Source organism: Mesorhizobium sp. B2-4-3 (genome assembly GCF_006442815.1).
Lineage (GTDB): Bacteria > Pseudomonadota > Alphaproteobacteria > Rhizobiales > Rhizobiaceae > Mesorhizobium.
On the sequence record NZ_VFVL01000005.1, the window covers coordinates 105,135 to 130,675 of the forward strand.

Sequence of the window (25,541 nt, forward strand, 5' to 3'; positions counted from 1 at the left end):
GGAGAGGTGGTCTGCGTAGCAGACCGGAGTGGGGGTCGACAGCTTCAAGAGGCATCGTCATGACCGCCTTCGACGCCGGTCCCTTCTCCCGTCGCGCGTGGCTGCTCAGCGACCGGCCGGCCTCCCGCCTGCAGGCAAGGCTCGGCCGCGCCTATGTCGCCTGGCGTCGCTTCTCCGCCAATCGGCTGGCGCTGGTCGGCATGCTGATCATCATCGCGCTGCTGGTGGTCGCCGCCTTTGCCGATGTGCTGGCGCCGTATTCGCCCACCATCGGCGATCTCAAGAATGCCCGCCTGCTGGCGCCGGGCGCCGCGCACTGGTTCGGCACCGACGACCTCGGCCGCGACATCTATTCGCGCATCGTCTATGGCTCGCGCTGGACGCTTTATGTGGTGATCCTCGTCGCCATCATCGCCGCACCCATCGGCCTTTTGGTCGGCACGATCGCCGGTTATGCCGGCGGCTGGACGGACACGATCCTGATGCGCATCACCGACATCTTCCTCGCCTTTCCGAAGCTGGTGCTGGCGCTGGCTTTCGTCGCCGCGCTCGGCCCCGGCATCGAGAACGCCGTGCTGGCGATCGCCATCACCTCATGGCCGCCTTACGCGCGCATCGCGCGGGCCGAGACGCTGACGGTACGCAACTCCGACTACATCAAGGCGGTGCAGCTGATGGGCGCTTCGCCCTTCCGCATCGTGCTGCGCCACATCATGCCGCTCTGCATCTCCTCGCTGATCATCCGCGTCACGCTCGACATGGCCGGCATCATCCTGACCGCCGCCGGCCTTGGCTTCCTCGGCCTGGGCGCGCAGCCGCCGTTGCCCGAGTGGGGCGCGATGATCGCGTCCGGCCGCCGCTTCATCCTCGACCAGTGGTGGGTGGCAGCAGCCCCAGGCGCCGCCATCCTCATCGTCAGCCTCGGCTTCAACCTGCTCGGCGACGGCCTGCGCGACGCGCTCGATCCCCGGAGCGGCGACCAATGAGCGGCGACCAATGAGCGACACGCTTCTCGAGGTTGACGATCTGCGCGTCACCTTCCCGACCCGCACCGGCCTCGTGCAGGCCGTGCGCGGCGTCTCGTTCTCGCTCGGCCGTGAGCGGCTGGGCATCGTCGGCGAAAGCGGCTCCGGCAAATCGCAGACCGGCCGCGCCATCATGGGCCTCACCCCGCCGCAGGCCGAGGTTTCGGCGAAGAAGCTCGCCTTCGACGGTATGGATCTGCTTTCCATATCGCCGCGTGAGCGCCGAGCGCTGCGGGGAAACCGAATCGCCATGATCCTGCAGGATCCCAAATATTCGCTCGACCCGGTGATGACCATCGGCCGCCAGATCGTCGAGACGCTGCGCACGCATGAAAAGGTCTCCAGGGCCGAGGCGCGCGAGCGCGCGCTCGCCATGCTGCAGGCGGTGCAGATCCGCGATCCGGCCCGCGTCTTCGACCTTTACCCGCACGAGGTCTCGGGCGGCATGGGCCAGCGCGCCATGATCGCCATGATGCTGGTCACCGGACCCGAGCTGATGATCGCCGATGAGCCGACCTCGGCGCTCGACGTCACGGTGCAACTCGACGTGCTCAACATCCTCGACAAGCTCGTCGCCGAGCGCGGCATGGGCCTGATCTTCATTTCGCACGACCTGCGCCTGGTCTCGTCCTTCTGCGACCGCGTCGTCGTCATGTATGCCGGCAAGGTGGTCGAGCAGATCAAGGCTTCCGAACTGCGCGATGCCCAGCATCCCTACACGCGCGGCCTGCTCAACTGCATGCCGAGGATCGGCTTCGAGCGCCATCCGCTGCCGGTGCTCGACCGCAAGCCGGAGTGGGCGGCATGACGGCTTGCATCGCTGTCGAAGGGCTGGAAGTGGTTTTCGACCGTTTTCGCGCGCTGAAGGGCGTCAGCCTCGAAGTGAGGGAAGGCGAATCCTATGGGCTGGTCGGGGAGAGCGGTTCCGGCAAGTCGACACTGCTGAGGGCCATCACCGGCCTCGCGCCCGTTTCTTCCGGCACCATCACGGTCAACGGCAAGAGGCTCGGCAAAACCCGCGACAAGGCGCTCTATCGCGAGGTGCAGATGGTCTTTCAGGATCCGTACGGCTCGCTGCATCCGCGCCAGACGGTCGACCGCCTGCTTCAGGAGCCTCTGGCCATCCATGGCATGGCCGATGGCGAGAAGCGCATCGAGCGCGCGCTGGACGAGGTCGGCCTCGGCAAGGGCTTCCGCTTCCGCTACGCGCATCAGCTCTCCGGCGGCCAGCGCCAGCGGGTGGCGATTGCCCGTGCCCTGATCCTCGAACCTTCGGTCCTTTTGCTCGACGAGCCGACCTCGGCGTTGGACGCCTCGGTGCAGGCGGAGGTGCTGAACCTGCTGGAAGAGGTGCGGCGCCGCCGCAAGCTGACCTTCCTGATGGTCAGCCACGACCTCGCCATCATCACCCATATGTGCGAGCGGCTGATGGTGATGCAGAACGGCGAAGCGGTGGAGACACTCACGGCCAGCCAGTTGATCGGGCATCGTGTGAGTGCGGACTATACGCGCAACCTGCTCAGGGCGAGCGAGGGGTTTGTGAGGGTTTAGCTCGCAATTGCCAAGCCGCGTTCCTGTCCGGTGTTATCGGTGTCTGGGGCAGGCCCAATCGACTGGGCCATGGTGCCGACTTGAGCAAAACGTGAAATAAGGTCAGAAGAAGCCAGCACCGGCATCAACAGGAATGGGCCCAGTCTCGATGAGGGATGGGCCCGATTGAGGGACGATATGAAGAATTCAGCCATTTCCGAACGCAAGAATCAGTCGATCTCGCGCGGCGTCGGCATGACGACGCAGATCTATGCTGATCGCGCCGAGAATTCGGAAATCTGGGACGTCGAGGGCCGTCGCTACATCGACTTCTCGTCCGGCATCGCCGTGGTCAACACCGGCCATCGCCATCCCAAGGTGATCGAAGCGGTCAAGGCGCAGCTCGACCGTTTCACCCACACCTGCCACCAGGTCGTGCCTTATGAGAGCTACGTGCATCTCGCCGAACGGCTGAACGGCATGCTGCCCGGCAAGTTCGACAAGAAGACCGTCTTCGTCACCACCGGCGCCGAGGCGGTCGAGAACGCCATCAAGATTGCCCGCAACGCCACCGGCCGCCAGGCGGTCATCGCCTTTTCCGGCGGCTTCCATGGCCGCACCTTCATGGGCATGGCGCTGACCGGCAAGGTCGTGCCCTACAAGGTCGGCTTCGGCGCCATGCCTGCCGATGTCTTCCACGCGCCGTTCCCGGTCGCGCTGCACGGTGTCTCGGTCGCCGATTCGCTCGCCGCGCTCGACAAGCTGTTCAAGGCCGATGTCGATCCGGGTCGCGTTGCCGCCATCATCGTCGAACCGGTGCAGGGCGAGGGCGGCTTCTACGAGGCGCCGCGCGATTTCATGTCGGCACTTCGCAAGATCTGCGACCAGCATGGCATCCTGCTCGTCGCCGACGAGGTGCAGACCGGCTTTGCCCGCACCGGCAAGATGTTCGCCATGGACCATCATGACGTGGCGCCCGATCTCACCACCATGGCCAAGAGCCTCGCCGGCGGCTTCCCGCTGTCGGCCGTCACCGGCCGCGCCGAGATCATGGACGCGCCCGGCCCCGGCGGGCTCGGCGGCACCTATGGCGGCAGCCCGATCGGCGTCGCCGCGGCGCACGCCGTGCTCGACGTCATCGAGGAAGAAAAGCTCTGCGACCGCGCCAATGCCCTTGGCGCCAGGCTGAAGCAGCGGCTGGACTCGATCCGTGACGACGTGCCGGAGATCGTCGACATCCGCGGCCCGGGCTTCATGAACGCCGTCGAGTTCAACGACGTGAAGAAGGGCCTGCCCTCGGCGGAGTTCGCCAACGCGGTCAGGCTGAAGGCGCTGGACAAGGGCCTCATCCTGCTCACCTGCGGCGTCTACGCCAACGTCATCCGCTTCCTGTCGCCGATCACCATCCAGGACGGCGTCATGACCGAGGCGCTGGATATCCTGGAGACCTCGATCCGCGAGGCGCGGGCGGCCTGAAGGGCGGTCCATATTTCCTGAAGACTTACGCCAAAGCGATTGAATGCCGTCAGGAATTCGGATTCTGTAACCAGGCCGGAATATCCCTCTTGGCGTGCAGAACCCGCCACACATCGACGTGGTCGGTCTGGTCGAAATAGAAAATCAGGTACGGATAGCGCTTGAATTGCACGCTACGCAGACCGGGCAATCCGATTTCATAGCCAAACCTCAGAGAGCCCGACGCCGGATGGCGGGCTATCAGTTGATAGGCGCCTTGGAGATCGTCGACGTAGCCCAACGCCACGTGCGGACCAGCTTCGCGTGCATAATAATCAACGGCGTCCTCGATATCCCGCAAGGCAAGGGTTCGAGGAACAATTGCCTTTGTGGCCACTAATTATTGCCTTGCGCTCGTTTCCGCAGCGCTGCGAAATAATCATCGTCAACGGGCTCACCCGGCGCGGACGACGCGCCCTCTAGGAGCAAGCGGCGCAAAAGTTGACGATCCTGATCGTGGCGGATCAATTCACGCACATATTCGCTGCTCGTGCCATAGCCTCGGTCAGTCACTTGCTGATCGACAAAATTCTTCAAGTTGTCGGGCAGTGAAATATTCATCGTGCTCATTCAGCCATTTTATGGCCTATGGCAAAAATTGGCAATCTCTACGCGTTTGCTCTGGCCGGTTCGTCCTGACTGAAGGCCGCAAGCGCCGCTTTCAGCGCATCCGGCCCGCCCGCCACTGTCTGCGGCGTCGGCGAGAAGCGGGCGCCGAGCATCTTGCGGCCAAGCATGTGGTCGGCCGGCCGATTGACGGATTCGATGCCGAGCAGTCGGTCGCCGGCATAGTGGTAGATCGAGAACTTGTTGTCGGCGAGATCGCCCAGCACGACATGGTGATCGCCGCCTTGGGTCAGGCCCACCATCTGCAGCTTCATGTCGCCGATATCCGACCAGAACCATGGCACGGCCGAAAAGGGTTCGGCATGGCCGAGGATGGTACGGGCGGCAAGCCTGGCCTGGTCGGTGGCGTTCTGCACCGATTCCAGCCGCACGTCGCCGCCGGTGAACCAGTGCCGGTAGAAGGCCGCGTCGCCGATGGCGAGGATTTCGGGAACAGAGCTTTGCATATGCTGGTCGACGCGGATGCCGTTGCCGATGGCCAAGCCGGCGGCTTCCGCCAGTTCGACATTGGGCACCACGCCGATGCCGATGATCACCATTTGCGCCGGCAGGCGCTCGCCGCCGGACGTGATCGCGGCCGAGACGCGGCCGTTTTCGCCCTCCAGGCGAGCGATGGTGGTGCCGGTCAGGATGCGCACGCCGATCGCTTCCAGGCGCTGGCGCACATGCGCGGCGATGACAGGCGCCACGGCGCGGCCAAGCAGCCGGTCGACGGCCTCGACGACGGTGACGTTGCGGCCGGCGGCTCTCAGCGTCGCCGCGATCTCCAGGCCGATGAAGCCGCCGCCGAGAATGACCACGTCCTCGGTTTGGGCGCTGAGCTCGCGGATCGCCCGCGCGTCCGCCAGCGAGCGCAGCGAGACCACGCCGGCAAGGCCGGCGCCGTCGAGCTTAAGCAGGCGCGGCCGTGAACCAGTCGCGAGGATCAGCCGGTCGAAGGCAAGTCTGCCGCCGCCCGCCACCTCGATCCGACATGATCCGGCATCGATGCTGTCGATGCGCACGCCCGGCCGGTAGTCGATGTTGTTGCCGGTGTAGAAGGCTTCGCCGCGCAGGGGCTGCGGCTTGGCCTCGGCGTCCTTGATGAAGGTCTTGGACAGCGGCGGCCTGTGATAGGGCAGTTCCTTCTCGTCGCCGATCAGGACGACAGGCCCTTCATAGCCCTCTTCGCGCAGGCTGGCTGCCGCCTGCACGCCGGCATGGCCGGCACCGACAATCACAACCCCGTTCGTCATCGCAATCCTTTTGTCTTGGAAATCTAGGCTCTTGCGCCAAGTGGCGATTGTCTGCCACCGCTGCAAGGGTAGGCGTCCGGGTCGCACCCAGAACGGCTGCCTGTCAATCCTGTCTCCCGGTCGGGCGATCGTCTTAAAGTTGATAATCCTAGTTTAGAATAATTCTAAACTATTGTTTCAATTGAATTTTTTCTGCCACGCTAGTTGACTCCCGGCCTCTCCGTCGCTTTATGGAGAGCTGCGCGCCATGCGCATCCCTTTGATGTCTGGGCCTTGAACCCTTTCGATTGGAGGCAAGTGGGTGTCTTTTTATCGCGAACCGCGCATCGACGCGGCCACCATTTTTCCCGGCATGCTTATGCCTCGGCGCGGGTGGGCGCCTTTTGTTGAATTTCCAAGGAACTGGAGAAGGATAATGACGGCACGTAACGGCGGCAGGCTGGCTGCGATCTGCGCCACGGCTGCACTGACGGCGGCGGTGTTCGTGTTGCCGGCGAAAGCCGAGACAGACGCGAAGGCGGTGATCAAGACCTATGCCGACATCGCGCTGGCCAAATACGAGGATTCGCTGACCACCGCGCAGGCGCTGGACAAGGCGGTGGATGCGCTCATCGCCAGCCCCTCGGCCGAAACATTGAACGCCGCGCGCGAAGCCTGGAAGGCGGCGCGCATTCCTTACCAGCAGACCGAAGTCTACCGCTTCGGCAACAAGATCGTCGACGACTGGGAAGGCAAGGTGAATTCGTGGCCGCTGGATGAGGGCCTGATCGATTACGTCGCCAAGAGCTATGGCGCCGAGTCGGACGAAAACGCGCTCTATACGGCCAACGTCATCGCCAACAAGGAAATCGAGATCAACGGCAAGAAGGTCGACGCCTCGAAGCTGACGCCCGGGTTCCTTTCGGGCACGCTGCAGGAGGCCGGCGGCGTCGAAGCCAATGTCGCGACCGGCTATCACGCCATCGAATTCCTGCTCTGGGGCCAGGACCTGCACGGCACCGGCCCGGGCGCCGGCGAGCGACCCTTTACCGACTACGACCTAAAGAATTGCAGCAACGGTAATTGCGACCGCCGCGCCGAATATCTGAAGTCGGCGAGCGATCTTCTGGTGTCGGACCTGCAGGAAATGGTCGGCAACTGGAAGGAAGACGGCGCCGCGCGCAGGAACCTGACCGACGGCGACGCGAATGCCGGCATCTCCACCATCTTCACCGGCATGGGCTCGCTGTCCTATGGCGAGCTTGCCGGCGAGCGCATGAAGCTCGGCCTCCTGCTGCACGATCCGGAAGAGGAGCACGACTGCTTCTCCGACAACACCTACATCTCGCATCTTTATGACGCGGTCGGCATCCGCGACGCCTATCATGCCAGCTACAAGCGGCTCGACGGTTCCGTCGTTTCGGGTCCGTCGGCATCCGATATGGTGAGGGCCGCCGATCCGGCGATCGACAAGGAGTTGTCGGGCAAGCTCGACACCACCGTCGCCAAGATGGAGGCCATCCAGGCGCGCGCGCTGGCCGGCGAGGCCTATGACCAGCAGATCGCCGAAGGCAACACCGAAGGCAACGCCACTGTCCAGGCGGCGATCGACGCCTTGATCGACCAGACCAAGTCGATCGAACGCGCCGTCGGCTCGCTCAAGCTGAACCAGATCGCCTTCGAGGGCTCCGACAGCTTGGACGCTCCCGACAAGGTGTTCAAGTAGGGCTAGACACATCCCAGCTAAGCGGCGCCGTGGCCGGCGCCGTCAGCCAGAGCAAGTGAATGCTGATCTGCCATTGCAATATCATCACCGAGAAGGAGATCGAGCAGACGATCGTCGGCCTGCTGGATGAGGATCCCTGGCAGCTGATCGTGCCCGCGAAGGTCTACCATGCGATGCGCAAGCGCGGCCGCTGTTGCGGCTGTTTCCCAAATGTGGTGGAAACGATCATTCGGGTCACCGAGAACTACCACGCCCGCTCAGAGGTGGGCGGCGTGGACATCGTTTCACACCTGGATCGCGTGAGAGGCTTGCGCGTCCAATACGGGAGCAGAAGCCATGAAAGGCGAACCGCAGGTCATCGAGCGGCTTAACGAAGCTCTGTTTCTGGAGCTTGGAGCCGTCAACCAGTACTGGGTGCATTATCGTCTGCTCGAGGATTGGGGCTACACCAAGCTGGCAAAGAAGGAGCGGGCGGAATCGATCGAGGAAATGCATCACGCCGACCGGCTGATCGCGCGCATCATCTTCCTCGAGGGCCATCCCAATCTGCAGTCCGTCGCGCCGTTGCGCATCGGCCAGAACGTCAAGGAAGTGCTCGAATCCGATCTCGCCGGCGAATATGACGCTCGCACCGCCTACAAGCGCTCGCGCGAGATTTGTCACGAAGAAGGCGATTTCGTTTCGATGAAGCTGTTCGAGGACCTTTTGACCGACGAAGAAGGACATATCGACTTCCTGGAGACGCAGCTCGACCTGCTTGCCTCGATCGGCGAGGAAAAGTACGGCCAGCTCAACGCCGACTCGGCCAACGAGGCGGAGTAAGGACATGCGGGAATGCGGCGCCCCGTAGATTTTTCGCGCCGCGCGCGGCGGGCTTCAATCGATGGCTTGTCGCTTCGGAAGACCCCGCGATACCGGATCGGTCGCGGGGCGTCGCTTTTGCTGGCGGTCATGCTTTCCGCGCCCGCCATGGCCGGTGAGCCAGCCGCTCTGCCGACGAGCCGCAGCGACCTGACGCCGAAGGATCAGGCGCGGGTTCTGGCGGTCACCAGGCCAACGACCGATTTTACCAGGCCCGAGCCGTTCGAGCTGATGCAGGGCGGCGCCGGCACGTCGCGCAAGGACGTCAACCGCGATGCCTTCTCGCAATCCTCCGCTAACATCACTTTCGAGGAAGAGGGCAGCTTCAAGCTCGGCAACGCGCTGTTCCGCAAGAACTGGGTGTCGTCGCCATCCTCGACCCAGGCTTCGGACGGGCTCGGCCCGCTGTTCAACGAGCGCGCCTGCCAGAACTGCCATCTGAAGGATGGCCGCGGCCGTCCGCCGGAAGGCGATGCCGGATCGACGTCGATGTTCCTCAGGCTTGCGCGCGACGCCGGCAGCGCGGAGGAGAGAGCCGCGCTTGCCGACCACGAGCTGCTGAACTTTCCCGATCCGGTTTATGGCACGCAACTGCAGGATCTTGCGGTGCCCGGGCTCAGGGGTGAGGGCCGCATGCGCGTTGAATATTCCGAGGAAAAGGTCGCGCTCGGCGACGGTGCCGTGGTTTCGCTACGCAAGCCGCGCTATTCGGTGGAAAATCTCGGCTATGGCCCGCTCGATCCGCGCACCACGCTCTCGCCTCGGCTGACGCCGCCGATGATCGGGCTCGGCCTGATCGAGCAGATCGCGGCTGCCGATATCCTTGCCCATGCCGATGCGGATGACCGCGACGGCGACGGCATTTCGGGCCGGCCGAACATCGTGCGCGACGAGCTGAGCGGCGCGGTGACCCTGGGCCGCTTCGGCTGGAAGGCGCAGACCGCTTCGATCCGCCAGCAGGCGGCCGATGCCTTTGCCGGCGATATCGGCATCTCGACGCCGGAAATGCCGAAGCATTGGGGCGATTGCACCAAGGCGCAGACGGATTGCCTTGCCATGCCGGACGGCGTGCAGCAACGCCTCGGCACGGCCGAGGCGCCGCCCCCGGTCATGGACCTCGTCACCTTCTATTCGCAGAACCTGGCCGTGCCGGCACGGCGCGGTATCGGCCAGCCTGACGTGCTCGCCGGCAAGAAGCAGTTCTACGAGATGGGCTGCATTTCCTGCCACACGCCGAAATTCGTCACCATGCGCGGCACGCCCAACAAGGCGCAGGCCTTCCAGCTGATCTGGCCCTATTCCGACTTCCTGCTGCACGACATGGGCGAAGGCCTTGCTGACGGGCAACGGGTAGGCGAAGCGAGCGGCAGTGAGTGGCGCACCCCGCCGCTCTGGGGTATTGGGCTCACCGCGACAGTCAACGGCAACAGCTTCTATCTGCATGATGGCCGCGCCCGCACGCTTGCCGAGGCGATCCTGTGGCATGGCGGCGAGGGCCAGAAGGCGCGCGACGGCTTTGCCGGGGCCGCCGCGGCCGATCGCGATGCGCTGATAAAATTCCTGGAGTCCTTATGATGTCGAAACATGTCGCTCTGATGTCGAAACGCCTGGCCGCCGCGCTTGCCCTTCCGCTTTTCCTGGCGATCTCCCTGCCGGCATCGGCCGCGGTGAAGGCCTCCGATGTCATCGGCCGCGCGATCGACGGCTTCGTCCGCCCCGCCTATGCCAGCCTCGATGAGCATGCGGCCGGCCTGACCAAGGCGATGCACCAGCTTTGCGAAGCGCCGTCCGGACAAAATCTCGAAGCGGCGCGCGCGGCGTTCTCCGGCACGGTCGAGGCCTGGTCGGCGGCCGAGATCATCGCCTTCGGACCGATCAAGGAGAACAACCGGCTGGAGCGCATGCTTTATTGGCCGGACCGCAAGAGCATCGGCCTGAGGCAAGTGCAGGCCACGCTGGCGTCCAAGGATCCGTCAGCTACCAATCCGGCGCAACTGGCGCAAAAGAGCGTCGCCATGCAGGGCCTCGGCGCGCTCGAATATGTGCTTTACGGCGACGGCGCCGAAACGCTTGCCGGGAAAGACGATCCTTACCGCTGCGCCTATGGTGAGGCGGTTGCCGGCAATGTCGAAGCGATGGCCGGCGAGGTGCGCGATGCCTGGCAAAAGCCCGATGGCTTCGCATCGCTCTGGGCCAATCCGGGGCCGGAAAACCCGCTGTACCGCGATGGCAACGAAGCGGTGACGGAACTGGTCGGCGTCTTCATCAACGAGCTGGAAATGATCCGCGACGTGCGGCTCAAGGGCTTTCTCGGCGCGAAACCCGATGCCGACAAGCCGAAACAGGCGATTTACTGGCGTTCGCAGAACACGACGGCTTCGCTCGCCGGAAATCTCTCCGGCATCGACCAGTTGTTCCAAGCCTCGAAGCTTGGCGACGCGCTGCCCGCCGATGCGCAATGGATGGCCGAATCCATCTATATCCAGCTCAGCAACGCCGTGGCGACTGCGAAATCGATCGCCGGTCCGATCGACAAGACCCTCGCCGATCCCGCGCAGCGCGACAAGCTCGAGCATTTCGCGCTGATAACGTCGAGCCTGTCGACCTTGATCGGCACCAGGGTGACCGCCGAATTCGGCCTGACCGCCGGCTTCTCCTCGCTGGATGGAGATTGATGCCGTGAGAACCGCCCTCATCGATCGCCGCGATTTCCTGCGCGCCGCGGGCGCGGGCTTTGCCGCCGCCATGGCGCCGCGTGCCTGGGCCGACACGCTTGCTGCGGACGCGGTGTTTGCCACGGCTTTCGTCAAGCGCGACGGCAGCTTCGGCGCCGCCGTGCTCTCCGAGGCGGGAAAGATCCTGCACACGGTCGATCTGCCGGATCGCGGCCATGACGTCGCCTTCGATCCGGTGTCGAAGCGTTCGGTGGTCTTCGCCCGTCAGCCCGGCACTTTCGCTGTCGTCTTCGACCGTGCCGGTCGCGACAAGCCCTTGACCATCGCCAGCATCGCCGGCCGGCATTTCTTCGGCCATGGCGTGTTCTCGCCCGACGGCGCCTTGCTCTATGCGACGGAGAACGACTTCGACAACGCGGCAGGTGTCGTGGGTGTCTACGACGCGCAGGAGAAATTCAACCGCATCGGCGAATTCCCGACCTATGGCATGGGGCCGCACGAACTGCTCCTGCTTGGCGACGGCCGCACTTTAGCCATCGCCAATGGCGGCATCGAAACCCATCCCGACTATGGCCGGGCCGAGCTCAACATCGCGACGATGAAGCCGTCCTATACGCTGGTCGACCGCGTCACCGGCGACCTCATCGAAAAGCATGAATTGCCGCCAGCGCTGCATCAGCTGTCGATCCGCCACATGGATCGCGACCAGGCAGGCACGGTCTGGTTCGGCTGCCAATATCGCGGGCCGGCGACCGACCGGCCGGCGCTGGTCGGGCGCGCCGCGCGCGGCAAGGAACTCGAGCTCTTGGAGATGCCGCAGGATGTGCTCTCCGGCTTCCGCAATTATATCGGCTCGGTCGCCGCCAACGCCGCGACAGGCACGGTCGCCGTCACCTCGCCGGAGGGCAATTCGCTGGCCGTCCTCAACGCCGCCAGCGGGCGCGTGGTCGCGACCAGAGCGCTGGTCGAGGTCTGCGGCCTTGCGCCCGACGGCGCCGGCTTCATGGCAACGACGGGCGCCGGCGAGATCGTCGGCGCCGGCGCCATCCGTTCCGAGCCTGACTATGTCTGGGACAACCACATGCTGCGCATCGCGGTCTCGGCCTGACACCAAGATTTCGCTGTGGCGCCGAAGCAAAGCCGCTTAATATTTATGCACCGTGGCCCTTGCGGCGGCGGGCCGTGGCGGGCACAGGGAATTGTTCGTCAACGGCCACATGAAGCTGCCCATATGAAGCTGCTTGCCATCGACTGTGCCGCCAATCTCTGCGCCGCCTGCGTCTATGACTCGGGCGCGGGGAAGGAGCTTGGCCGTGAGGTGCGCGATCTCGGCAAGGGGCATGCGGAGCATCTGATGGCCGTCATCGAGACGGCCCTGCAAGCCGGCGGGATCGGCTACCCGGACCTCAACGCTGTTGCCGTCTCGATCGGACCCGGCTCCTTCACAGGCCTGCGCGTCGGCGTCTCGGCAGCGCGCGGCCTGGCGCTGGCGCTGAAAATCCCGGCGATCGGCGTGACGACGCTGGAAGCCCTGGCGGCGGAGGGTGCGAATGCCTTTCCCGGGCGCGCGGTGCTTGCCGCGCTCGATGCCGGCCGCGAGGAAATCCACGCGGCGCTCTATGATAAAGTGTTAGTCGAGACTTACCGACCTGCGGTGGCCATGCTTTCCGAGGCAGTGACCATGGCCATCGGCGCCGACGCGGTCCTGGTCGGGACCGCCGCGCCGCAGATTGCCAAGGCGGCGGGTCGTGCCTTCGAAACTGGTCCGGTGGCCGCCACAGCCGACATCGCGACCTATGCCAGGCTGGCCTCGGCCAGGGAGCCGGGCGAAAAGCCGAAGCCGCTTTATCTGCGCGGCGCGGACGCCAAGCCGCAGGCGGGTTTCATTCTGCCAAGGCAGGACAAGGGAAACGATTCCTGATGCGCATACCGTTCTTTCAGCCGCGCCGCAGGGACTATGCGCTGGAACCGCTGACGGTCGCCGACAGCGCCGCTGTTTCGGTGCTGCATCGCGAGGATTTCGTGCGGCCCTGGACCGACGGCGAATTCGCAGCACTCCTCGAGCAGGATACGGTCTTCGGCTATGCCGCACGTGAGACCGGCCAAGGCTCCAAGCCGCCGGTCGGCTTCGTGCTGGCGCGGCTGGCGGCCGGCGAGGGCGAGATACTGACCGTGGCCGTCGCCCGTAGCCATCGCCGCCAAGGCCTTGGCTGGCAGTTGATGGATGCGGTGCTGCGCGAGCTTCATGCGCAGCGCGCCGAAGCGCTCTTCCTCGAGGTCGACGAGACCAATGCGCCGGCGATTGCGCTTTATCGCAGGCTCGGCTTCCGCCAGGTGGGCCATCGGCCCAACTATTATCGTTCGACCGAGCACGGTCCGACCGGCGCGCTTGTCATGCGCCGCGATCTTCGCTAGCCACAGGCGCGCATGACCCCGAAAATCGGCTCCGATTTTCGGAAAGGATCATGCGCCAAGTGGGAGTGTTACAGCGTCCTTTGCGCGCCCAAGGCGCGCGGCGCTGTAATGTTGGGGCCGGAGCGAATGATCAAGAAATTGCGGATTTTCCTGGCGCTCGGCTTTGTCGTCGTCTGTTCACTGGTGCTGGTGCCTCTGCAGATCCTGTCGATGAAGACGGGCGTCTGGCCCGAGACCTTCATACTAAAAATCTGGCATCGCATGATCCTTCGGGCGCTGGGCATGCGGGTGCATGTGAAAGGTGCGCTTGCCCGGGAACGTCCCGTTCTGGTGGCGGCCAACCACATTTCCTGGACCGACATCATGGTGCTCGGCTCCTTTGTCGATGTGAAGTTCATCGCCAGGGCCGACATGGAAGGCTGGCCGCTGATCGGCATGCTGTCGAAGCTGCAGCGCACCGTCTACATCGAGCGCGAGCGCAGGCGCACCTCCGGAGACCAGGCGAGCGAGATCGCCAAGAGGATGTCTAAAGGCGACGCCATGGTGCTGTTTGCCGAAGGCTCCACCGGCGACGGCAACCTCGTGCTGCCGTTCAAGAGCACCTTGTTCGGCGCGGCATCGATGGCGATTTCGGAAGGAGCGGCGGACCAGGTCTTCATCCAGCCGGTGGCGATCGCCTATACGCGCCTCCACGGCATGCCGATGGGTCGTCGCCATCGGCCGATGTCCGCCTGGATCGGCGACCAGGATTTGATGCCGCACCTGAAAACGCTGCTTGCCGAAGGCGCGATCGATGCCGAGGTGCATTTCGGCGAGCCTGTGCCTTTCTCCAAGAGCTCGAACCGAAAGGAAACGGCAAGGCTGATGGAAGCCAGGGTGCGCCAGATGATGCAGGCCGTGCTCGCGGACCCGGCCAAGAGCCGGTAGCCGATGCATGTCGCCCAAAGTGCGTAGCGGTTTTGGGATGACGACATACATAAAGAAAAAAGACTTGAAGCCCGTCCTGTCGGGACGACCTGCTTCAGGCAGATTCGTCTGTTTTTTGTCACGGAAAGGCGCTAGAAGCCGCCCGATGGAATTGAACACGATTGAAAGCCACGGCATCGGTGCTGCCGCCGAGCATTCGGCCGGCACGGACCGGACGGCGAAAAAGGTCTTCGTCAAGACCTATGGCTGCCAGATGAATGTCTACGATTCCCAGCGCATGACCGATGCGCTGGTCGCCGACGGCTATGTCGCCACCGACGCCGTCGAAGACGCCGATCTGGTGCTGCTCAACACCTGCCATATCCGCGAAAAGGCAGCGGAAAAGGTCTATTCCGAGCTTGGCCGCATCCGCGACATGAAAGCCGAACGCGCCGTGGCCGGCCGCGAGCTCTTGATCGGCGTCGCCGGCTGCGTGGCGCAGGCCGAAGGCGCCGAGATCATCCGCCGCGCGCCAGCGGTCGACCTGGTCATCGGCCCCCAGACCTATCACCGGCTGCCCGACGTGCTGGCGAGGGTCCGTGGCGGCGAAAAGATCGTCGAGACCGAGTACGCCGTCGAGGACAAGTTCGAGCATCTGCCGCAGCCGAAGCGCGCCGAGCTTGCCAGGCGCGGCGTCACCGCTTTCCTGACGGTGCAGGAAGGTTGCGACAAGTTTTGCACCTTCTGCGTCGTGCCTTACACGCGCGGCTCCGAGGTTTCGCGCCCGGTGGCGCAGATCGTCGCCGAGGCCGAGCGCCTGGCCGAGGCGGGTGTGCGCGAGGTGACGCTGCTCGGCCAGAACGTCAACGCCTGGCACGGCGTCGGCAAAAATGGCGAGGAATGGGGCCTTGGCCGTCTGCTGTTCCGTCTGGCGGAAATCCCCGGCCTGGCGCGGCTGCGCTACACCACCAGCCATCCGCGCGACATGGATGACGAACTGATCGCCGCGCACCGAGATCTGCCGGCGCTGATGCCCTATCTGCATCTGCCGGTGCAATCCGGCTCGGACCGCATCCTCAAGGCGATGAACCGCCGGCATACGGCGCGAGACTATCTGGCGCTCATCGAGCGCATCCGCGCCGCCCGAACCGACATCGCCATGTCCGGCGACTTCATCGTCGGTTTCCCCGGCGAGACCGAGGAAGATTTCGAGGCGACGCTGCAACTGGTGCGCGAGGTGAACTATGCCTCGGCCTTTTCGTTCAAATATTCGCCTCGCCCCGGCACGCCGGGCGCCGAAATGGATGCCCATGTCTCGGAAGCGGTGAAGGACGAGCGTCTGCAGCGTCTGCAGGCTCTCCTTCTCAGGCAGCAGCAGGATTTCGGCCTGAGCCTGGTCGGCAAGACCATCGGCACGCTGATCGAGAAGCCTGGCCGGCAGGCCGGCCAGAAAGTTGGCCGTTCGCCCTGGCTGCAGCCGGTTATTGTTGACGACAAGGCCGGCGGAATCGGTGACATTATCGAGGTACGAATCACAAGGACGGGCTACAACAGCCTGTTCGCCGAGTTGGTCTGATGCATGTCGCCCAAAAGTGCCCTGCGGTTTTGGGACGACGACATGCATAGCCACAAGCCTCGGCAGATGAGGAGAGACGGTTGAGCGCTGCTGAACTGAAGAATCCGCCCCAGAACCAGGCGTCCGGGGCCTCCGACATGGCGCACATCGTACTGACCTTCGACAACAATAAGCTAGCCAGCGCCCTTTACGGTCAGTTCGACGAGAATTTGGCCCGGCTCGAGCAGAAGCTCGGCGTCGACATCCGCTCGCGCGGCAATCAGCTGACGATCAAGGGCTCCGCCGCCGCCGCCGAACAGGCGCGCCGCGCGCTGGATACCCTCTACGGCATCCTGCAGAAGGGCGTCGACATCGGACAGTCGGACGTCGATGGCGCGGTGCGCATGGCGATCGCCGCCGACGACCAGCTGACGCTGCCGACGATGGAGCGCAAGGGCAAAGTCTCCGCCGCGCAGATCGCGACGCGCAAGAAGACGATCTATGCCCGCTCGCTCAACCAGGACGCCTATATGCGGGCGCTGGAGCGTTCCGAAATGGTGTTCGGCATCGGTCCGGCCGGCACCGGCAAGACCTATCTGGCGGTGGCGCATGCGGCGATGCTGCTAGAACGCGGCATGGTCGAGCGCATCATTCTGTCGCGTCCGGCCGTCGAGGCTGGCGAGCGGCTGGGCTTCCTGCCCGGCGACATGAAGGAGAAGGTCGATCCGTATCTGAGGCCTCTCTACGACGCGCTTTACGACATGATGCCGGCCGACAAGGTCGAGCGGGCGATCGCGGCCGAGGTGATCGAGATCGCACCCTTGGCCTTCATGCGCGGCCGCACGCTGGCGCATGCGGCGGTGATCCTCGACGAGGCGCAGAACACCACGCCGATGCAGATGAAGATGTTCCTGACCCGTCTCGGCGAGAACTCGCGCATGATCGTCACCGGCGATCCGACCCAGATCGACCTTCCGCCCAACACCAAGTCTGGTCTGGTCGAAGCGCTGCGCGTCCTCGACGGGGTGCCTGGTATCGTCACGGTCCGCTTCAACGAGGGCGATGTGGTGCGCCACCCGCTGGTCGCCGAGATCGTCAAGGCCTATGACCGCGACGGCAAGCTGGCGCGAGGCTTGGGCGCCGAAAGCTGATTATAGGCCCTATGGCTCAAAATCCGGAATTTGGCGGCGAAGCGCCGGTCGATATCGATATTTTCGTCGAGGCGGGCGCTTGGCCTGCGGAAGCCGAATTGACACGCCTCGTCGATCGCGCCGTTGCGGCCGCTTTTGCCGAGACCGGCGCGGGCGGCGCTTCCGAGCTCAGCATCGTCTTTTCCGACGATGCCCATATCCGGACGCTCAATGCCGAATGGCGCGGCAAGGACAAGCCCACCAACGTCTTGTCTTTTCCGGCTTTTTCGTTCCCGAAAGGCGGCAAGCTGCCGCCGATGCTGGGCGATATCGTGCTGGCTTCCGAGACGGTATCTCGCGAGGCGGCACTGGAAGACAAGCCGGTTGCGAACCATATCACCCATCTCGTTATCCATGGCCTGCTGCATCTTTTGGGCCATGATCATGAGACCGACGCCGAGGCCGAGGAGATGGAAGCGATCGAGCGCGCGGCGCTTGCCAGACTTGCCATTCCGGATCCCTACGCGTAACAAAAAAGCTCAATTGACCCGATGGCGATGAACGACACACCAGAAACTGCCGCCCGTCCGGACGCCGGCAGTGCTGCCAAGCCTTCCGAAAAGACGGAAGAGGGCTCCAGTCCGAGTATTCCCGCCGGCAGCGCGGCCGCGGAGTCGACGCATGCCGGTCCTTCGCTCTTCGATCGCGTGCTCGGCCTGTTCCGGCACCGCAACGGCACCAGCCTGCGCGAGGAGATTGCCGGCGCGCTCGCCGAAACGGCGACCGACGCTGAATCCTTCTCGCCCGGCGAACGCGCCATGCTCAACAACATTCTTCGCCTGCGCGAAGTGCGGGTCGAGGATGTCATGGTGCCGCGCGCCGATATCGAGGCGGTCGAGATCAACACGACGCTTGGCGACCTGCTCGGCCTGTTCGAGCAGTCCGGCCATTCGCGCATGCCGGTGTATTCCGAGACGCTGGACGATCCGCGCGGCATGGTCCACATCCGCGACGTGCTCGCCCACATCACCAAGCTCGCTCGCGTCAAGAAGGGCCGCAACAGAGCGAAGGCGCCGGTGTCGACCGCGCTCGACCTTACCCAGGTCGACCTTGCGCGCACCATCGGCGATCTCAGCCTGATCCGCCCGGTGCTGTTCGTGCCACCCTCGATGCTTGCCTCCGACCTGATGGGGCGCATGCAGACGAACCGCACGCAGATGGCGCTGGTCATCGACGAGTATGGCGGCACCGACGGCCTCGCCTCGCTGGAGGATATCGTCGAGATGGTGGTCGGCGACATCGAGGACGAGCATGACGACGACGAGCCGATGATCACGCAGACCGGCGACGGCGTCTTCGTCGTCGACGGCAAGGCCGAGATCGACGAGGTCGCCAAGATGATCGGCGAGGATTTCGCCGCCGGCGAGCACGGCGAATATGTCGACACGATCGGCGGCATGATCTTCAACACGCTCGGCCGCGTCCCCGCTCGCGGCGAAGTGGTGCAGGCCATCCCAGGTTTCGAGTTCCACGTGCTCGACGCCGACCCGCGCCGCGTCAAGCGTGTGCGCATCGTGCAGAGCCAGAAAGGCGAGCGTCGCCGCCGTGCCGCGCGCGCCGAGCAGGCCTGATATCGCCGTCCGATGGCGATAGACGATCCGTTCAAGCATGCCGTTCTCGGCTCAGGCGTCTTCTATAAGGATCCGCGCGCTGCATTGACCTGGCTGCAGGCGGCCTTCGGCTTCGAGCCGAGCATGGTGGTAAGCGACGCCGACGGCCGGCTTGTCCATGCCGAAATGCGTTTCGGCGACGGCTACATCATCGTCGATTCCGAATGGGCCGAGCATGTCGCCAGCCCGGCCTCGGTCGGCGGCAAGAACACCCAAGCCATCTATGTCCGTCTGCTGCAAGATATCGACGCTCATTGCGAAGAGGCACGTGCGGCCGGCGCGGAAATTCTTCAAGAACCGACGGATCATTTCTACGGCGAGCGTCAATACCGCGCCCGCGATCCCGAGGGTCATGTCTGGACGTTCAGCCAGACCCTGCGCGTTGTCCCGAAGGACGAGGCCGAGCGGCTGAGCGGCCTGCGGATCGAGGGCTGGCACAACTGAGCATTTTGCAGCCAAGCGGAACCGCTTGGCGTTGCAGAAATGCGGCTAAGGCAAAGAGCTATGGCGGGATACTGGTTGCCGCTGTAGCGCGACGGTGTATCAGGCTGCGCTTATCTGGGTTTGGATCGGGCGGCGCAGCCTGTTAAACCTCTAGCTCCCTGATTCGCGCGACTTGGGAAGCTTGATGCTGCGCTTTGCCGGCCGGATAATTCTGCTGTGGGGGTGGCGGCGGGCGCTGGTGGCGTTTGCCGCCGGAGCGCTGGCGGTGCTTGCCCAGGCGCCGTACGATTTCTTCGCCGTCTGCTTCGTGTCGTTCCCGGTCCTGGTCTGGCTGCTTGACGGCGCCACCGGCGAGGCTTCCGATGGCTGGTTCCGGCGCTTGCGGCCGGCTTTCGCAACAGGCTGGTGGTTCGGCTTCGGCTACTTCCTCGCCGGTCTCTGGTGGATCGGCCAGGCCTTGCTGGTCGAGGCCGACAATTTCGCCTGGGCCTTGCCCTTCGCCGTCGTCGGCATCCCCTTCGCTCTGGCCTTCTTCTATGGCTTTGCCGCCGTGGTGGCGCGGCTGCTCTGGAGCAGCGATATCGGCCGTATCGCCGCCCTTGCCTTCGGGTTCGGCCTTGCCGAATGGTTGCGCGACTTCCTCTTCACCGGCTTTCCCTGGAACGCCGTCGGCTATGCGGCGATGCCTGTGCCGCTTCTGATGCAGAGCGTGTCGGTGACCGGCATGATCGGCATGAACGCGCTCGCCGTCTTCCTGTTTTCGCTACCCGCGCTGGTGGCGGCGCGCCGGCATCTGAGGCTGGGCGTTGCCCTGTTCGTCGTCCTCGCCGCCGCCCATGTCGGCTTCGGCTATTTCAGGCTCGCCATGCCCGCCGAGCCGGCGACGCGATCCATCGACGTCCGCATCGTCCAGCCCGCGGTCGACCTCAGCGAAAAATGGGACGCCTCGGTGCGCGACCGCATCTTCGCGACTTTGCTGGGGATATCGGAGAAAGCGCCCGAAGAAAGTCACGCCAAGCCCCAGCTCATTCTGTGGCCGGAGACATCGGTGCCGTTTCTCTTCACCGAGCGTCCGGACGCGCTGACGGCACTGGGCGACATGCTGGCCGACGGCCAGATGCTGGTTGCCGGTGTCGTGCGCGAGGAGGGCGGATCGGCCAATGCCGGCAGCCGTTATTACAATTCCGTGGTGGCGATCAACGACAAGGGCGAGATCGTCGATGCCGTCGACAAGGTGCATCTGGTGCCCTTCGGCGAATATCTGCCCTTCGCCGACCTGTTCGAACGCTTCGGCATAGGCCAGCTCGTCGCCGGACCGATGAATTTCGCCGGCGGCAACGAGCGCCATCCGATCGCCGTGCCGGGCGGCCTGCGCGCCGCGCCGTTCATCTGCTACGAGGTTATCTTTCCCGATCTCGTCGCCGCCGACTCTGCGTCATCTGACGTAATCGTGAACGTCACCAACGACGCCTGGTTTGGCGACACGCCAGGCCCGTATCAGCATTTCAGGCAGGCCCAGATTCGGGCCGTGGAAAATGGATTGCCGCTGCTGCGCGCGGCCAACAATGGCATCTCCGCAGTCGTCGATTCGCGCGGGCGCATTATCGACGCGCTTGCCGTCGACGCGCGCGGCGCCATCGACGCGCATGTGCCGGTTTCTGGGCGCGCCCTCCTGTCTGCGAAACAGCGGCGCATTAACGGATTGCTGATCATGTTGCTGTTTGCGCTGATTGCCTTCACATTGAATGTAAGGCAGCGGCTACGGGTGAATTGACAGTCGGCACATTAGAAACTCATACTGTAACGCCTAAAATTTTCTCGAAGTCGGTTGGAGGGTTCTGTTGGGGCAGGTGGCTCCGGCTTCATATGGGCGGAACAAAATAGAAAAAGCCGGAAAAATTCGGCGAGGAAAAAATGACAGAAGAGAACAAGAAGAAGCCGAATCCGATCGACATCCATGTCGGGAGTCGCATCCGGCTGCGTCGCAATATGCTTGGAATGAGCCAGGAAAAGCTGGGTGAGAATCTCGGCATCACCTTTCAGCAGATCCAGAAGTACGAAAAGGGCACGAACAGGGTTGGCGCCAGCCGTCTGCAGGCGATCGCCTCCATCCTGAGCGTTCCTGTCGCCTTCTTCTTCGAGGATGCCCCGGGCGAGGAGGCCGGCGGCGGCAATCGAGGATTTGCGGAAGACTCCTCGATGGCGTTCGCCATCGAATTCTGCGGCAGTCCCGAAGGGCTTCAGCTCAACCGGGCATTCGTCAAGATCGGCGATGTCAAGGTGCGCCGCCGGATCATCGATCTGGTCAAGGCGCTCTCCGCCGAGGATGCCGATTGATTTGCCTAATGCCGCCGGCGGCGCTCTGCCGCCGGTGGCATAGCCGGCCTTATCTACATTCATGCCAGATCCGTCGCGCCGCTTGACGAGCGGCGCCCGGCACCGCTAACACGTGGCGCGCCAAAATCGGCAGCCTGCCGATCTTTTTTCAAGAGGGGACACCCGTGACGCGGCAGAATTATCTCTTCACCTCGGAATCCGTCTCCGAGGGTCATCCCGACAAAGTTTGTGACCGTATCTCCGACGAGATCGTCGATCTGGTCTATCGCGAGGCCAAGAAGACGGGCATGGATCCGTGGAAGGTGCGCGTCGCCTGCGAGACGCTGGCCACCACCAACCGCGTCGTCATCGCGGGCGAGGTCCGCGTCCCCGACACGCTTTTGAAGAAGGACAAGGCGGGCAACGTCCTCAAGGATGTGTCCGGCCACCCTGTGGTCAACCCGGCCAAGTTCAAGTCGGTTGCCCGCAAGGCGATCCGCGAGATCGGCTACGAGCAGTCCGGCTTCCACTGGAAGACCGCCAAGATCGACGTGCTGCTGCATGGCCAGTCGCCCGACATCGGCCAGGGCGTCGACAATGCCGCCGATCGCCAGGGCGAGGAAGGCGCGGGCGATCAGGGCATCATGTTCGGCTACGCCTGCCGCGAGACGCCCGACCTCATGCCGGCGCCGATCTATTACAGCCACAAGATTCTGGAACTGCTGGCGGCGGCACGCCATGAAGGCAATGGCGAGGCCGGCAAGCTCGGCCCGGACGCCAAGAGCCAGGTCACCGTGCGCTATGCCGACGGCAAGGCGGCGGAAGTCACGCAGATCGTGCTCTCCACCCAGCATCTCGATGAGAGCTGGGACTCCAAGAAGGTCCGCAAGGTGGTCGAGCCCTATATCCGCGAGGCGCTTGGCGAGTTGAAGATCGCCGAGGACTGCAACTGGTACATCAACCCGACCGGCAAGTTCGTCATCGGCGGGCCTGACGGCGATGCCGGCCTCACCGGCCGCAAGATCATCGTCGACACCTATGGTGGCGCGGCACCCCACGGCGGTGGCGCCTTCTCGGGCAAGGACACCACCAAGGTCGACCGCTCGGCCGCCTATGCGGCGCGCTACCTTGCCAAGAACGTGGTGGCGGCCAAGCTTGCCGACCGCTGCACCATCCAGCTCTCCTATGCCATCGGCGTCGCCCAGCCGCTGTCGGTCTATGTCGACCTGCACGGCACCGGCAAGGTGGACGAATCGAAGCTCGAGGATGCGCTGCGCAAGGTCATGGACCTGTCGCCGTCGGGCATCCGCCGTCATCTCGATCTCAACAAGCCGATCTATGCAAAGACCTCGTCCTACGGCCATTTCGGCCGCAAGGCCGGCCGCGACGGCTCCTTCTCCTGGGAGAAGACCGATCTTGCCAAGGCGCTCAAGGACGCCGTCGCCGCCTGACGCCAGCGGACGCAAAGGACAGGCCGAGCCGGGCGACCGAAGGCTTCTTCGGTCGCCGGCATGGCAAGACTATACGCCCGCAGCAGGCGATCGCCCTCGAAAGCGGTCTGCGCGAATACCGGGTCGACCTGGCGGCGGAAGCGCCGGCCGATCTCAAGACCTTGTTCAAGGCACAGGTTTCGGCGCTCCAGCTGGAAATCGGCTTCGGCGGCGGCGAGCACCTGCTGCATCGCGCGACGGAATCGCCGGCAACCGGCTTCATCGGCGTCGAGCCTTTCGTCAACGGCATGGCCAAGATGATGACGGCGCTTGCCAAGGCGCCGCTTGCCAATCTGAGAGTCTATGACGACGACGCCACGCGCCTGCTCGACTGGCTGCCGCAAGCCTCGCTCGACGGCATCGATCTGCTCTATCCCGATCCATGGCCGAAGAAGAAGCACTGGAAGCGGCGCTTCGTCGGCGCGGCCAATCTCGGCCGCTTCGCCCGGGTGCTGAAAGCGGGCGGCAGGTTCCGCTTCGCCTCCGACATCGACAGCTATGTGAACTGGACGCTGCTTGCCTGCCGCGATCACGGCGCTTTCGCATGGCAGGCCGAGGACGCTTCCGGTTGGCACCGGCCCTATGAGGGCTGGCCCGGCACGCGCTACGAGGCCAAGGCCATCCGCGAGGGACGGCGGCCCGCATATCTGACCTTTATCCGGAAATAGAAAGGTCGGGCGGGCCTCTGTATTGCATATAGCGCTACAGATCGCTGTATTGCAGGGCAGGAGACAGTCATGGCCGCCTCGGTTGAACGTAAGGAATATCCGATCTCGATCCGCCTGCCGGAAGCGGACGTGGCGATGATTGATCGTGCCGCCACTCTGCGCGGCCAATCCCGCACGGATTTCGTGCGCGACGCCGCCGTGCGCGCGGCCGAGGATGTACTGATGGATAACCGTCTTGCTCGCATGAGCCCGGAAGGGTTCGCGGAGTTCATGGAGGTTCTGTCGGCCCCGGCCGCGCCGGTTCTTGATATGGTCGAACTGGCAAAGCGGTCGGCGCCTTGGGAAGCTGGTTATACGACGAAGCGCTGCGTCGCCGCTCCGCCTCACGACGTGCGGAATTGACGAACCAACTTGGTTCCACCACATTCATAATGAACCAGAATGGAGACAGGATGATGAGCGCCTTCACCGTACGGCTTCCGGATGAGACTGTGGCCAAGCTCGACCAACTTGCCGAAAAGGTGGATCGCTCCCGTTCCTACGTCGCGGCTCAAGCGATCGAAGACTATGTCGCCAGGGAAGAATGGCAACTTGCCGAGATCGAGGCCGGCCTTGACGAAGCCGATCGAGGAGAATTTGCAAGTGAGAAGGATTTGGCCGGCGTCATAGCGAAATACGTCAAGTCCGAACCATGAAGCGGATCCGCTGGACAGAGCGCGCCGTGCGCCGTCTCGACCAGATTGGCGCTTTCATCGAAAAGGACAATCCATCAGCCGCGGCACGGGTCGTTGCACGGATCGTTTCCTGTGCGGACAAGCTCGCCGAGCAACCCGCCATGGGACGGGTCGGGCGGGTGAAAGGGACACGAGAGCTGGTCCTGGCTGATATCCCGTACATAATTCCCTACCGTGTTGTCGGGAGCGAGATCGAGATACTCACCGTGATGCATGCGGCTCAGCGATGGCCACGCCAATTGTAGACACATGCCGCAGCCTTTGCCTGCAGACTTGAAACGCAATTCGGGATCGTCTATATCAGGCTCAAATTCTTGGTCGATATGACGAAGAGTGGGTCCACCCGGTCCCGCTCTTTTTTGTTACCTGCCGGCCGGAAGCAGAAAGCGACAGGGATCTGATGACTGCAGCGGCAAGCGAGGCCGACGACCGTATCATCCGCGAAAGCGGTATCGATGCGCGCATTGCGCTGATCGTGCAGCCGGTGTTGAGAGCCATCGGCTTCCGTCTCGTGCGGGTGCAACTGACCGGCCAGAACGGGCTGACGCTGCAGATCATGGCCGAACGCGAGGACGGCACCATGACCGTCGAGGATTGCGAAGAGGTCAGCCGCGCCGTGTCGCCGGCGCTCGATGTCGATGATCCGATCGAAAAGGCGTATCATCTGGAAGTTTCGTCGCCAGGCATCGACCGGCCGCTGGTGCGCAAGTCGGATTTCACCGCCTGGACCGGCCATCTGGTCAAGCTGGAGACATCGGTTCTTGTCAGCGATCGCAAGCGCTTCAAGGGCAAGATCGCCGAGGCGGATGCCGACGGCATCCTGATCGAGCGCGACAAGGCGGCCTATGGCGAAGAGCCGACGGTGCGCGTGCCTTACGACGCGATCGCAGAGGCCCGGCTGGTGCTGACCGACGATCTCATCCGCGATGCCCTGTCGAAGGACAACCGGGCGCGCAAGGAAGCCAGGAAGCGCCGCGGCGAAGCGGAAGACGCCGCCGCCGGCGAGGAAAATGAAACCGAACAGGAAAGTTGATTGAGTG

At 64.0% G+C, this 25,541-nt stretch carries 29 protein-coding genes; 26 read left to right on the plus strand and 3 right to left on the minus strand.

Annotated elements, in window-relative coordinates:
- The first annotated feature begins 59 nt into the window (after positions 1–59).
- The 4 genes from nikC to FJ956_RS07590 all read left to right on the plus strand — a co-directional run bounded on the left by nikC (position 60) and on the right by FJ956_RS07590 (position 4,031).
- A complete protein-coding gene (nikC, locus tag FJ956_RS07575) occupies positions 60–986 on the plus strand; it encodes a nickel transporter permease (RefSeq protein WP_140673157.1) in 927 nt (308 codons plus the stop codon).
- Positions 987–996: 10 nt separating this feature from the next.
- Positions 997–1,833: an ABC transporter ATP-binding protein gene (locus tag FJ956_RS07580; RefSeq protein ID WP_140673158.1), complete on the plus strand. Its 837-nt coding sequence runs from the start codon at positions 997–999 to the stop codon at positions 1,831–1,833.
- Positions 1,830–2,576: an ABC transporter ATP-binding protein gene (locus FJ956_RS07585; RefSeq protein WP_140673160.1), complete on the plus strand. Its 747-nt coding sequence runs from the start codon at positions 1,830–1,832 to the stop codon at positions 2,574–2,576. Before FJ956_RS07580 ends, FJ956_RS07585 begins: the two co-directional genes overlap by 4 nt.
- A 177-nt stretch (positions 2,577–2,753) precedes the next feature.
- The gene (locus FJ956_RS07590; RefSeq protein ID WP_140673162.1) at positions 2,754–4,031 is read left to right on the plus strand and encodes a 4-aminobutyrate--2-oxoglutarate transaminase; all 1,278 of its coding nucleotides are present in this window, start codon (positions 2,754–2,756) and stop codon (positions 4,029–4,031) included.
- A gap of 49 nt (positions 4,032–4,080) precedes the next feature.
- On the opposite strand, the gene FJ956_RS07595 is transcribed toward FJ956_RS07590, so the two are convergent.
- From FJ956_RS07595 to FJ956_RS07605, 3 genes are read right to left on the minus strand one after another with little or no spacing between them, the layout of a single operon-like run.
- Positions 4,081–4,407 (minus strand): type II toxin-antitoxin system RelE/ParE family toxin, encoded by a 327-nt coding sequence (locus FJ956_RS07595; protein ID WP_140673164.1) that lies wholly within the window; start codon positions 4,405–4,407, stop codon positions 4,081–4,083.
- Positions 4,407–4,640, minus strand: a complete 234-nt coding sequence (locus FJ956_RS07600) for a type II toxin-antitoxin system ParD family antitoxin (RefSeq protein ID WP_140673166.1) — start codon at positions 4,638–4,640, stop codon at positions 4,407–4,409. The genes FJ956_RS07595 and FJ956_RS07600 overlap by 1 nt, the downstream gene beginning before the upstream one ends.
- 38 nt (positions 4,641–4,678) lie before the next feature.
- Positions 4,679–5,932 (minus strand): FAD-dependent oxidoreductase, encoded by a 1,254-nt coding sequence (locus tag FJ956_RS07605; RefSeq protein WP_140673168.1) that lies wholly within the window; start codon positions 5,930–5,932, stop codon positions 4,679–4,681.
- A gap of 415 nt (positions 5,933–6,347) precedes the next feature.
- Between FJ956_RS07605 and FJ956_RS07610 the strand changes: the two genes are divergently transcribed.
- From FJ956_RS07610 to rimP, 22 genes are all read left to right on the plus strand, one after another.
- Positions 6,348–7,637, plus strand: coding sequence for an imelysin family protein (locus FJ956_RS07610; protein WP_140673170.1), 1,290 nt, complete (start codon positions 6,348–6,350; stop codon positions 7,635–7,637).
- Between the two features lie 59 nt (positions 7,638–7,696).
- On the plus strand, positions 7,697–8,008 hold the full coding sequence (locus tag FJ956_RS07615; RefSeq protein ID WP_140673172.1) for a (2Fe-2S)-binding protein: 312 nt from the start codon (positions 7,697–7,699) through the stop codon (positions 8,006–8,008).
- Positions 7,974–8,459 carry a bacterioferritin gene (gene bfr, locus FJ956_RS07620; RefSeq protein ID WP_140673174.1) on the plus strand — a complete coding sequence of 162 codons (486 nt, stop codon included), beginning with the start codon at positions 7,974–7,976 and terminating at the stop codon, positions 8,457–8,459. Before FJ956_RS07615 ends, bfr begins: the two co-directional genes overlap by 35 nt.
- A gap of 12 nt (positions 8,460–8,471) precedes the next feature.
- Positions 8,472–10,073, plus strand: a complete 1,602-nt coding sequence (locus FJ956_RS07625) for a di-heme oxidoredictase family protein (RefSeq protein WP_140673176.1) — start codon at positions 8,472–8,474, stop codon at positions 10,071–10,073.
- Between the two features lie 20 nt (positions 10,074–10,093).
- On the plus strand, positions 10,094–11,173 hold the full coding sequence (locus FJ956_RS07630; protein WP_140673415.1) for an imelysin family protein: 1,080 nt from the start codon (positions 10,094–10,096) through the stop codon (positions 11,171–11,173).
- A gap of 4 nt (positions 11,174–11,177) precedes the next feature.
- Complete coding sequence (locus tag FJ956_RS07635; RefSeq protein ID WP_140673178.1) at positions 11,178–12,281, plus strand: DUF1513 domain-containing protein; 1,104 nt, start codon at positions 11,178–11,180, stop codon at positions 12,279–12,281.
- Between the two features lie 123 nt (positions 12,282–12,404).
- Positions 12,405–13,094, plus strand: coding sequence for a tRNA (adenosine(37)-N6)-threonylcarbamoyltransferase complex dimerization subunit type 1 TsaB (gene tsaB / locus FJ956_RS07640; RefSeq protein WP_140673180.1), 690 nt, complete (start codon positions 12,405–12,407; stop codon positions 13,092–13,094).
- On the plus strand, positions 13,094–13,588 hold the full coding sequence (rimI, locus tag FJ956_RS07645) for a ribosomal protein S18-alanine N-acetyltransferase (RefSeq protein WP_140673182.1): 495 nt from the start codon (positions 13,094–13,096) through the stop codon (positions 13,586–13,588). The genes tsaB and rimI overlap by 1 nt, the downstream gene beginning before the upstream one ends.
- A gap of 126 nt (positions 13,589–13,714) precedes the next feature.
- Positions 13,715–14,515, plus strand: coding sequence for a lysophospholipid acyltransferase family protein (locus FJ956_RS07650; RefSeq protein ID WP_140673184.1), 801 nt, complete (start codon positions 13,715–13,717; stop codon positions 14,513–14,515).
- Between the two features lie 145 nt (positions 14,516–14,660).
- Positions 14,661–16,070 carry a tRNA (N6-isopentenyl adenosine(37)-C2)-methylthiotransferase MiaB gene (gene miaB, locus FJ956_RS07655; RefSeq protein ID WP_140673186.1) on the plus strand — a complete coding sequence of 470 codons (1,410 nt, stop codon included), beginning with the start codon at positions 14,661–14,663 and terminating at the stop codon, positions 16,068–16,070.
- Between the two features lie 137 nt (positions 16,071–16,207).
- Positions 16,208–17,200 (plus strand): PhoH family protein, encoded by a 993-nt coding sequence (locus FJ956_RS07660; protein ID WP_226892268.1) that lies wholly within the window; start codon positions 16,208–16,210, stop codon positions 17,198–17,200.
- Between the two features lie 11 nt (positions 17,201–17,211).
- Positions 17,212–17,709 carry an rRNA maturation RNase YbeY gene (ybeY, locus tag FJ956_RS07665; RefSeq protein ID WP_140673188.1) on the plus strand — a complete coding sequence of 166 codons (498 nt, stop codon included), beginning with the start codon at positions 17,212–17,214 and terminating at the stop codon, positions 17,707–17,709.
- A gap of 27 nt (positions 17,710–17,736) precedes the next feature.
- Positions 17,737–18,810, plus strand: coding sequence for a hemolysin family protein (locus FJ956_RS07670; protein WP_140673190.1), 1,074 nt, complete (start codon positions 17,737–17,739; stop codon positions 18,808–18,810).
- Between the two features lie 12 nt (positions 18,811–18,822).
- Entirely contained in the window at positions 18,823–19,293 is a 471-nt protein-coding gene (locus FJ956_RS07675) for a VOC family protein (protein ID WP_140673192.1), read from the plus strand.
- Between the two features lie 184 nt (positions 19,294–19,477).
- On the plus strand, positions 19,478–21,067 hold the full coding sequence (gene lnt / locus FJ956_RS07680; protein WP_140673194.1) for an apolipoprotein N-acyltransferase: 1,590 nt from the start codon (positions 19,478–19,480) through the stop codon (positions 21,065–21,067).
- Positions 21,068–21,207: 140 nt separating this feature from the next.
- Positions 21,208–21,630 (plus strand): helix-turn-helix transcriptional regulator, encoded by a 423-nt coding sequence (locus tag FJ956_RS07685; protein WP_140645345.1) that lies wholly within the window; start codon positions 21,208–21,210, stop codon positions 21,628–21,630.
- Positions 21,631–21,794: 164 nt separating this feature from the next.
- A complete protein-coding gene (metK, locus tag FJ956_RS07690; RefSeq protein ID WP_140673196.1) occupies positions 21,795–23,060 on the plus strand; it encodes a methionine adenosyltransferase in 1,266 nt (421 codons plus the stop codon).
- Positions 23,057–23,767: a tRNA (guanosine(46)-N(7))-methyltransferase TrmB gene (locus FJ956_RS07695; protein WP_140673198.1), complete on the plus strand. Its 711-nt coding sequence runs from the start codon at positions 23,057–23,059 to the stop codon at positions 23,765–23,767. The genes metK and FJ956_RS07695 overlap by 4 nt, the downstream gene beginning before the upstream one ends.
- Before the next feature lie 69 nt (positions 23,768–23,836).
- Positions 23,837–24,169 carry a DUF1778 domain-containing protein gene (locus FJ956_RS07700; protein ID WP_140673200.1) on the plus strand — a complete coding sequence of 111 codons (333 nt, stop codon included), beginning with the start codon at positions 23,837–23,839 and terminating at the stop codon, positions 24,167–24,169.
- 50 nt (positions 24,170–24,219) lie between these two features.
- Positions 24,220–24,462 carry a CopG family ribbon-helix-helix protein gene (locus FJ956_RS07705; RefSeq protein ID WP_181170085.1) on the plus strand — a complete coding sequence of 81 codons (243 nt, stop codon included), beginning with the start codon at positions 24,220–24,222 and terminating at the stop codon, positions 24,460–24,462.
- On the plus strand, positions 24,459–24,746 hold the full coding sequence (locus tag FJ956_RS07710; RefSeq protein WP_140673202.1) for a type II toxin-antitoxin system RelE/ParE family toxin: 288 nt from the start codon (positions 24,459–24,461) through the stop codon (positions 24,744–24,746). Before FJ956_RS07705 ends, FJ956_RS07710 begins: the two co-directional genes overlap by 4 nt.
- A 155-nt stretch (positions 24,747–24,901) precedes the next feature.
- Positions 24,902–25,534: a ribosome maturation factor RimP gene (gene rimP, locus FJ956_RS07715; RefSeq protein ID WP_140673204.1), complete on the plus strand. Its 633-nt coding sequence runs from the start codon at positions 24,902–24,904 to the stop codon at positions 25,532–25,534.
- The last annotated feature ends 7 nt before the right edge of the window (positions 25,535–25,541 follow it).

Bases quoted from the DNA above. Each gene is read 5' to 3' on its own strand.
- nikC (WP_140673157.1), top strand. From the start codon at position 60: ATGACCGCCTTCGACGCCGGTCCCTTCTCCCGTCGCGCGTGGCTGCTC.
- FJ956_RS07580 (WP_140673158.1), top strand. From the start codon at position 997: ATGAGCGACACGCTTCTCGAGGTTGACGATCTGCGCGTCACCTTCCCG.
- FJ956_RS07585 (WP_140673160.1), top strand. From the start codon at position 1,830: ATGACGGCTTGCATCGCTGTCGAAGGGCTGGAAGTGGTTTTCGACCGT.
- FJ956_RS07590 (WP_140673162.1), top strand. From the start codon at position 2,754: ATGAAGAATTCAGCCATTTCCGAACGCAAGAATCAGTCGATCTCGCGC.
- FJ956_RS07600 (WP_140673166.1), bottom strand. From the start codon at position 4,640: ATGAGCACGATGAATATTTCACTGCCCGACAACTTGAAGAATTTTGTC.
- FJ956_RS07605 (WP_140673168.1), bottom strand. From the start codon at position 5,932: ATGACGAACGGGGTTGTGATTGTCGGTGCCGGCCATGCCGGCGTGCAG.
- FJ956_RS07610 (WP_140673170.1), top strand. From the start codon at position 6,348: ATGACGGCACGTAACGGCGGCAGGCTGGCTGCGATCTGCGCCACGGCT.
- FJ956_RS07615 (WP_140673172.1), top strand. From the start codon at position 7,697: ATGCTGATCTGCCATTGCAATATCATCACCGAGAAGGAGATCGAGCAG.
- bfr (WP_140673174.1), top strand. From the start codon at position 7,974: ATGAAAGGCGAACCGCAGGTCATCGAGCGGCTTAACGAAGCTCTGTTT.
- FJ956_RS07625 (WP_140673176.1), top strand. From the start codon at position 8,472: ATGCGGCGCCCCGTAGATTTTTCGCGCCGCGCGCGGCGGGCTTCAATC.
- FJ956_RS07630 (WP_140673415.1), top strand. From the start codon at position 10,094: ATGTCGAAACGCCTGGCCGCCGCGCTTGCCCTTCCGCTTTTCCTGGCG.
- tsaB (WP_140673180.1), top strand. From the start codon at position 12,405: ATGAAGCTGCTTGCCATCGACTGTGCCGCCAATCTCTGCGCCGCCTGC.
- rimI (WP_140673182.1), top strand. From the start codon at position 13,094: ATGCGCATACCGTTCTTTCAGCCGCGCCGCAGGGACTATGCGCTGGAA.
- FJ956_RS07650 (WP_140673184.1), top strand. From the start codon at position 13,715: ATGATCAAGAAATTGCGGATTTTCCTGGCGCTCGGCTTTGTCGTCGTC.
- miaB (WP_140673186.1), top strand. From the start codon at position 14,661: ATGGAATTGAACACGATTGAAAGCCACGGCATCGGTGCTGCCGCCGAG.
- FJ956_RS07660 (WP_226892268.1), top strand. From the start codon at position 16,208: ATGGCGCACATCGTACTGACCTTCGACAACAATAAGCTAGCCAGCGCC.
- ybeY (WP_140673188.1), top strand. From the start codon at position 17,212: ATGGCTCAAAATCCGGAATTTGGCGGCGAAGCGCCGGTCGATATCGAT.
- FJ956_RS07670 (WP_140673190.1), top strand. From the start codon at position 17,737: ATGAACGACACACCAGAAACTGCCGCCCGTCCGGACGCCGGCAGTGCT.
- FJ956_RS07675 (WP_140673192.1), top strand. From the start codon at position 18,823: ATGGCGATAGACGATCCGTTCAAGCATGCCGTTCTCGGCTCAGGCGTC.
- lnt (WP_140673194.1), top strand. From the start codon at position 19,478: ATGCTGCGCTTTGCCGGCCGGATAATTCTGCTGTGGGGGTGGCGGCGG.
- FJ956_RS07685 (WP_140645345.1), top strand. From the start codon at position 21,208: ATGACAGAAGAGAACAAGAAGAAGCCGAATCCGATCGACATCCATGTC.
- FJ956_RS07700 (WP_140673200.1), top strand. From the start codon at position 23,837: ATGGCCGCCTCGGTTGAACGTAAGGAATATCCGATCTCGATCCGCCTG.
- FJ956_RS07705 (WP_181170085.1), top strand. From the start codon at position 24,220: ATGATGAGCGCCTTCACCGTACGGCTTCCGGATGAGACTGTGGCCAAG.
- FJ956_RS07710 (WP_140673202.1), top strand. From the start codon at position 24,459: ATGAAGCGGATCCGCTGGACAGAGCGCGCCGTGCGCCGTCTCGACCAG.
- rimP (WP_140673204.1), top strand. From the start codon at position 24,902: ATGACTGCAGCGGCAAGCGAGGCCGACGACCGTATCATCCGCGAAAGC.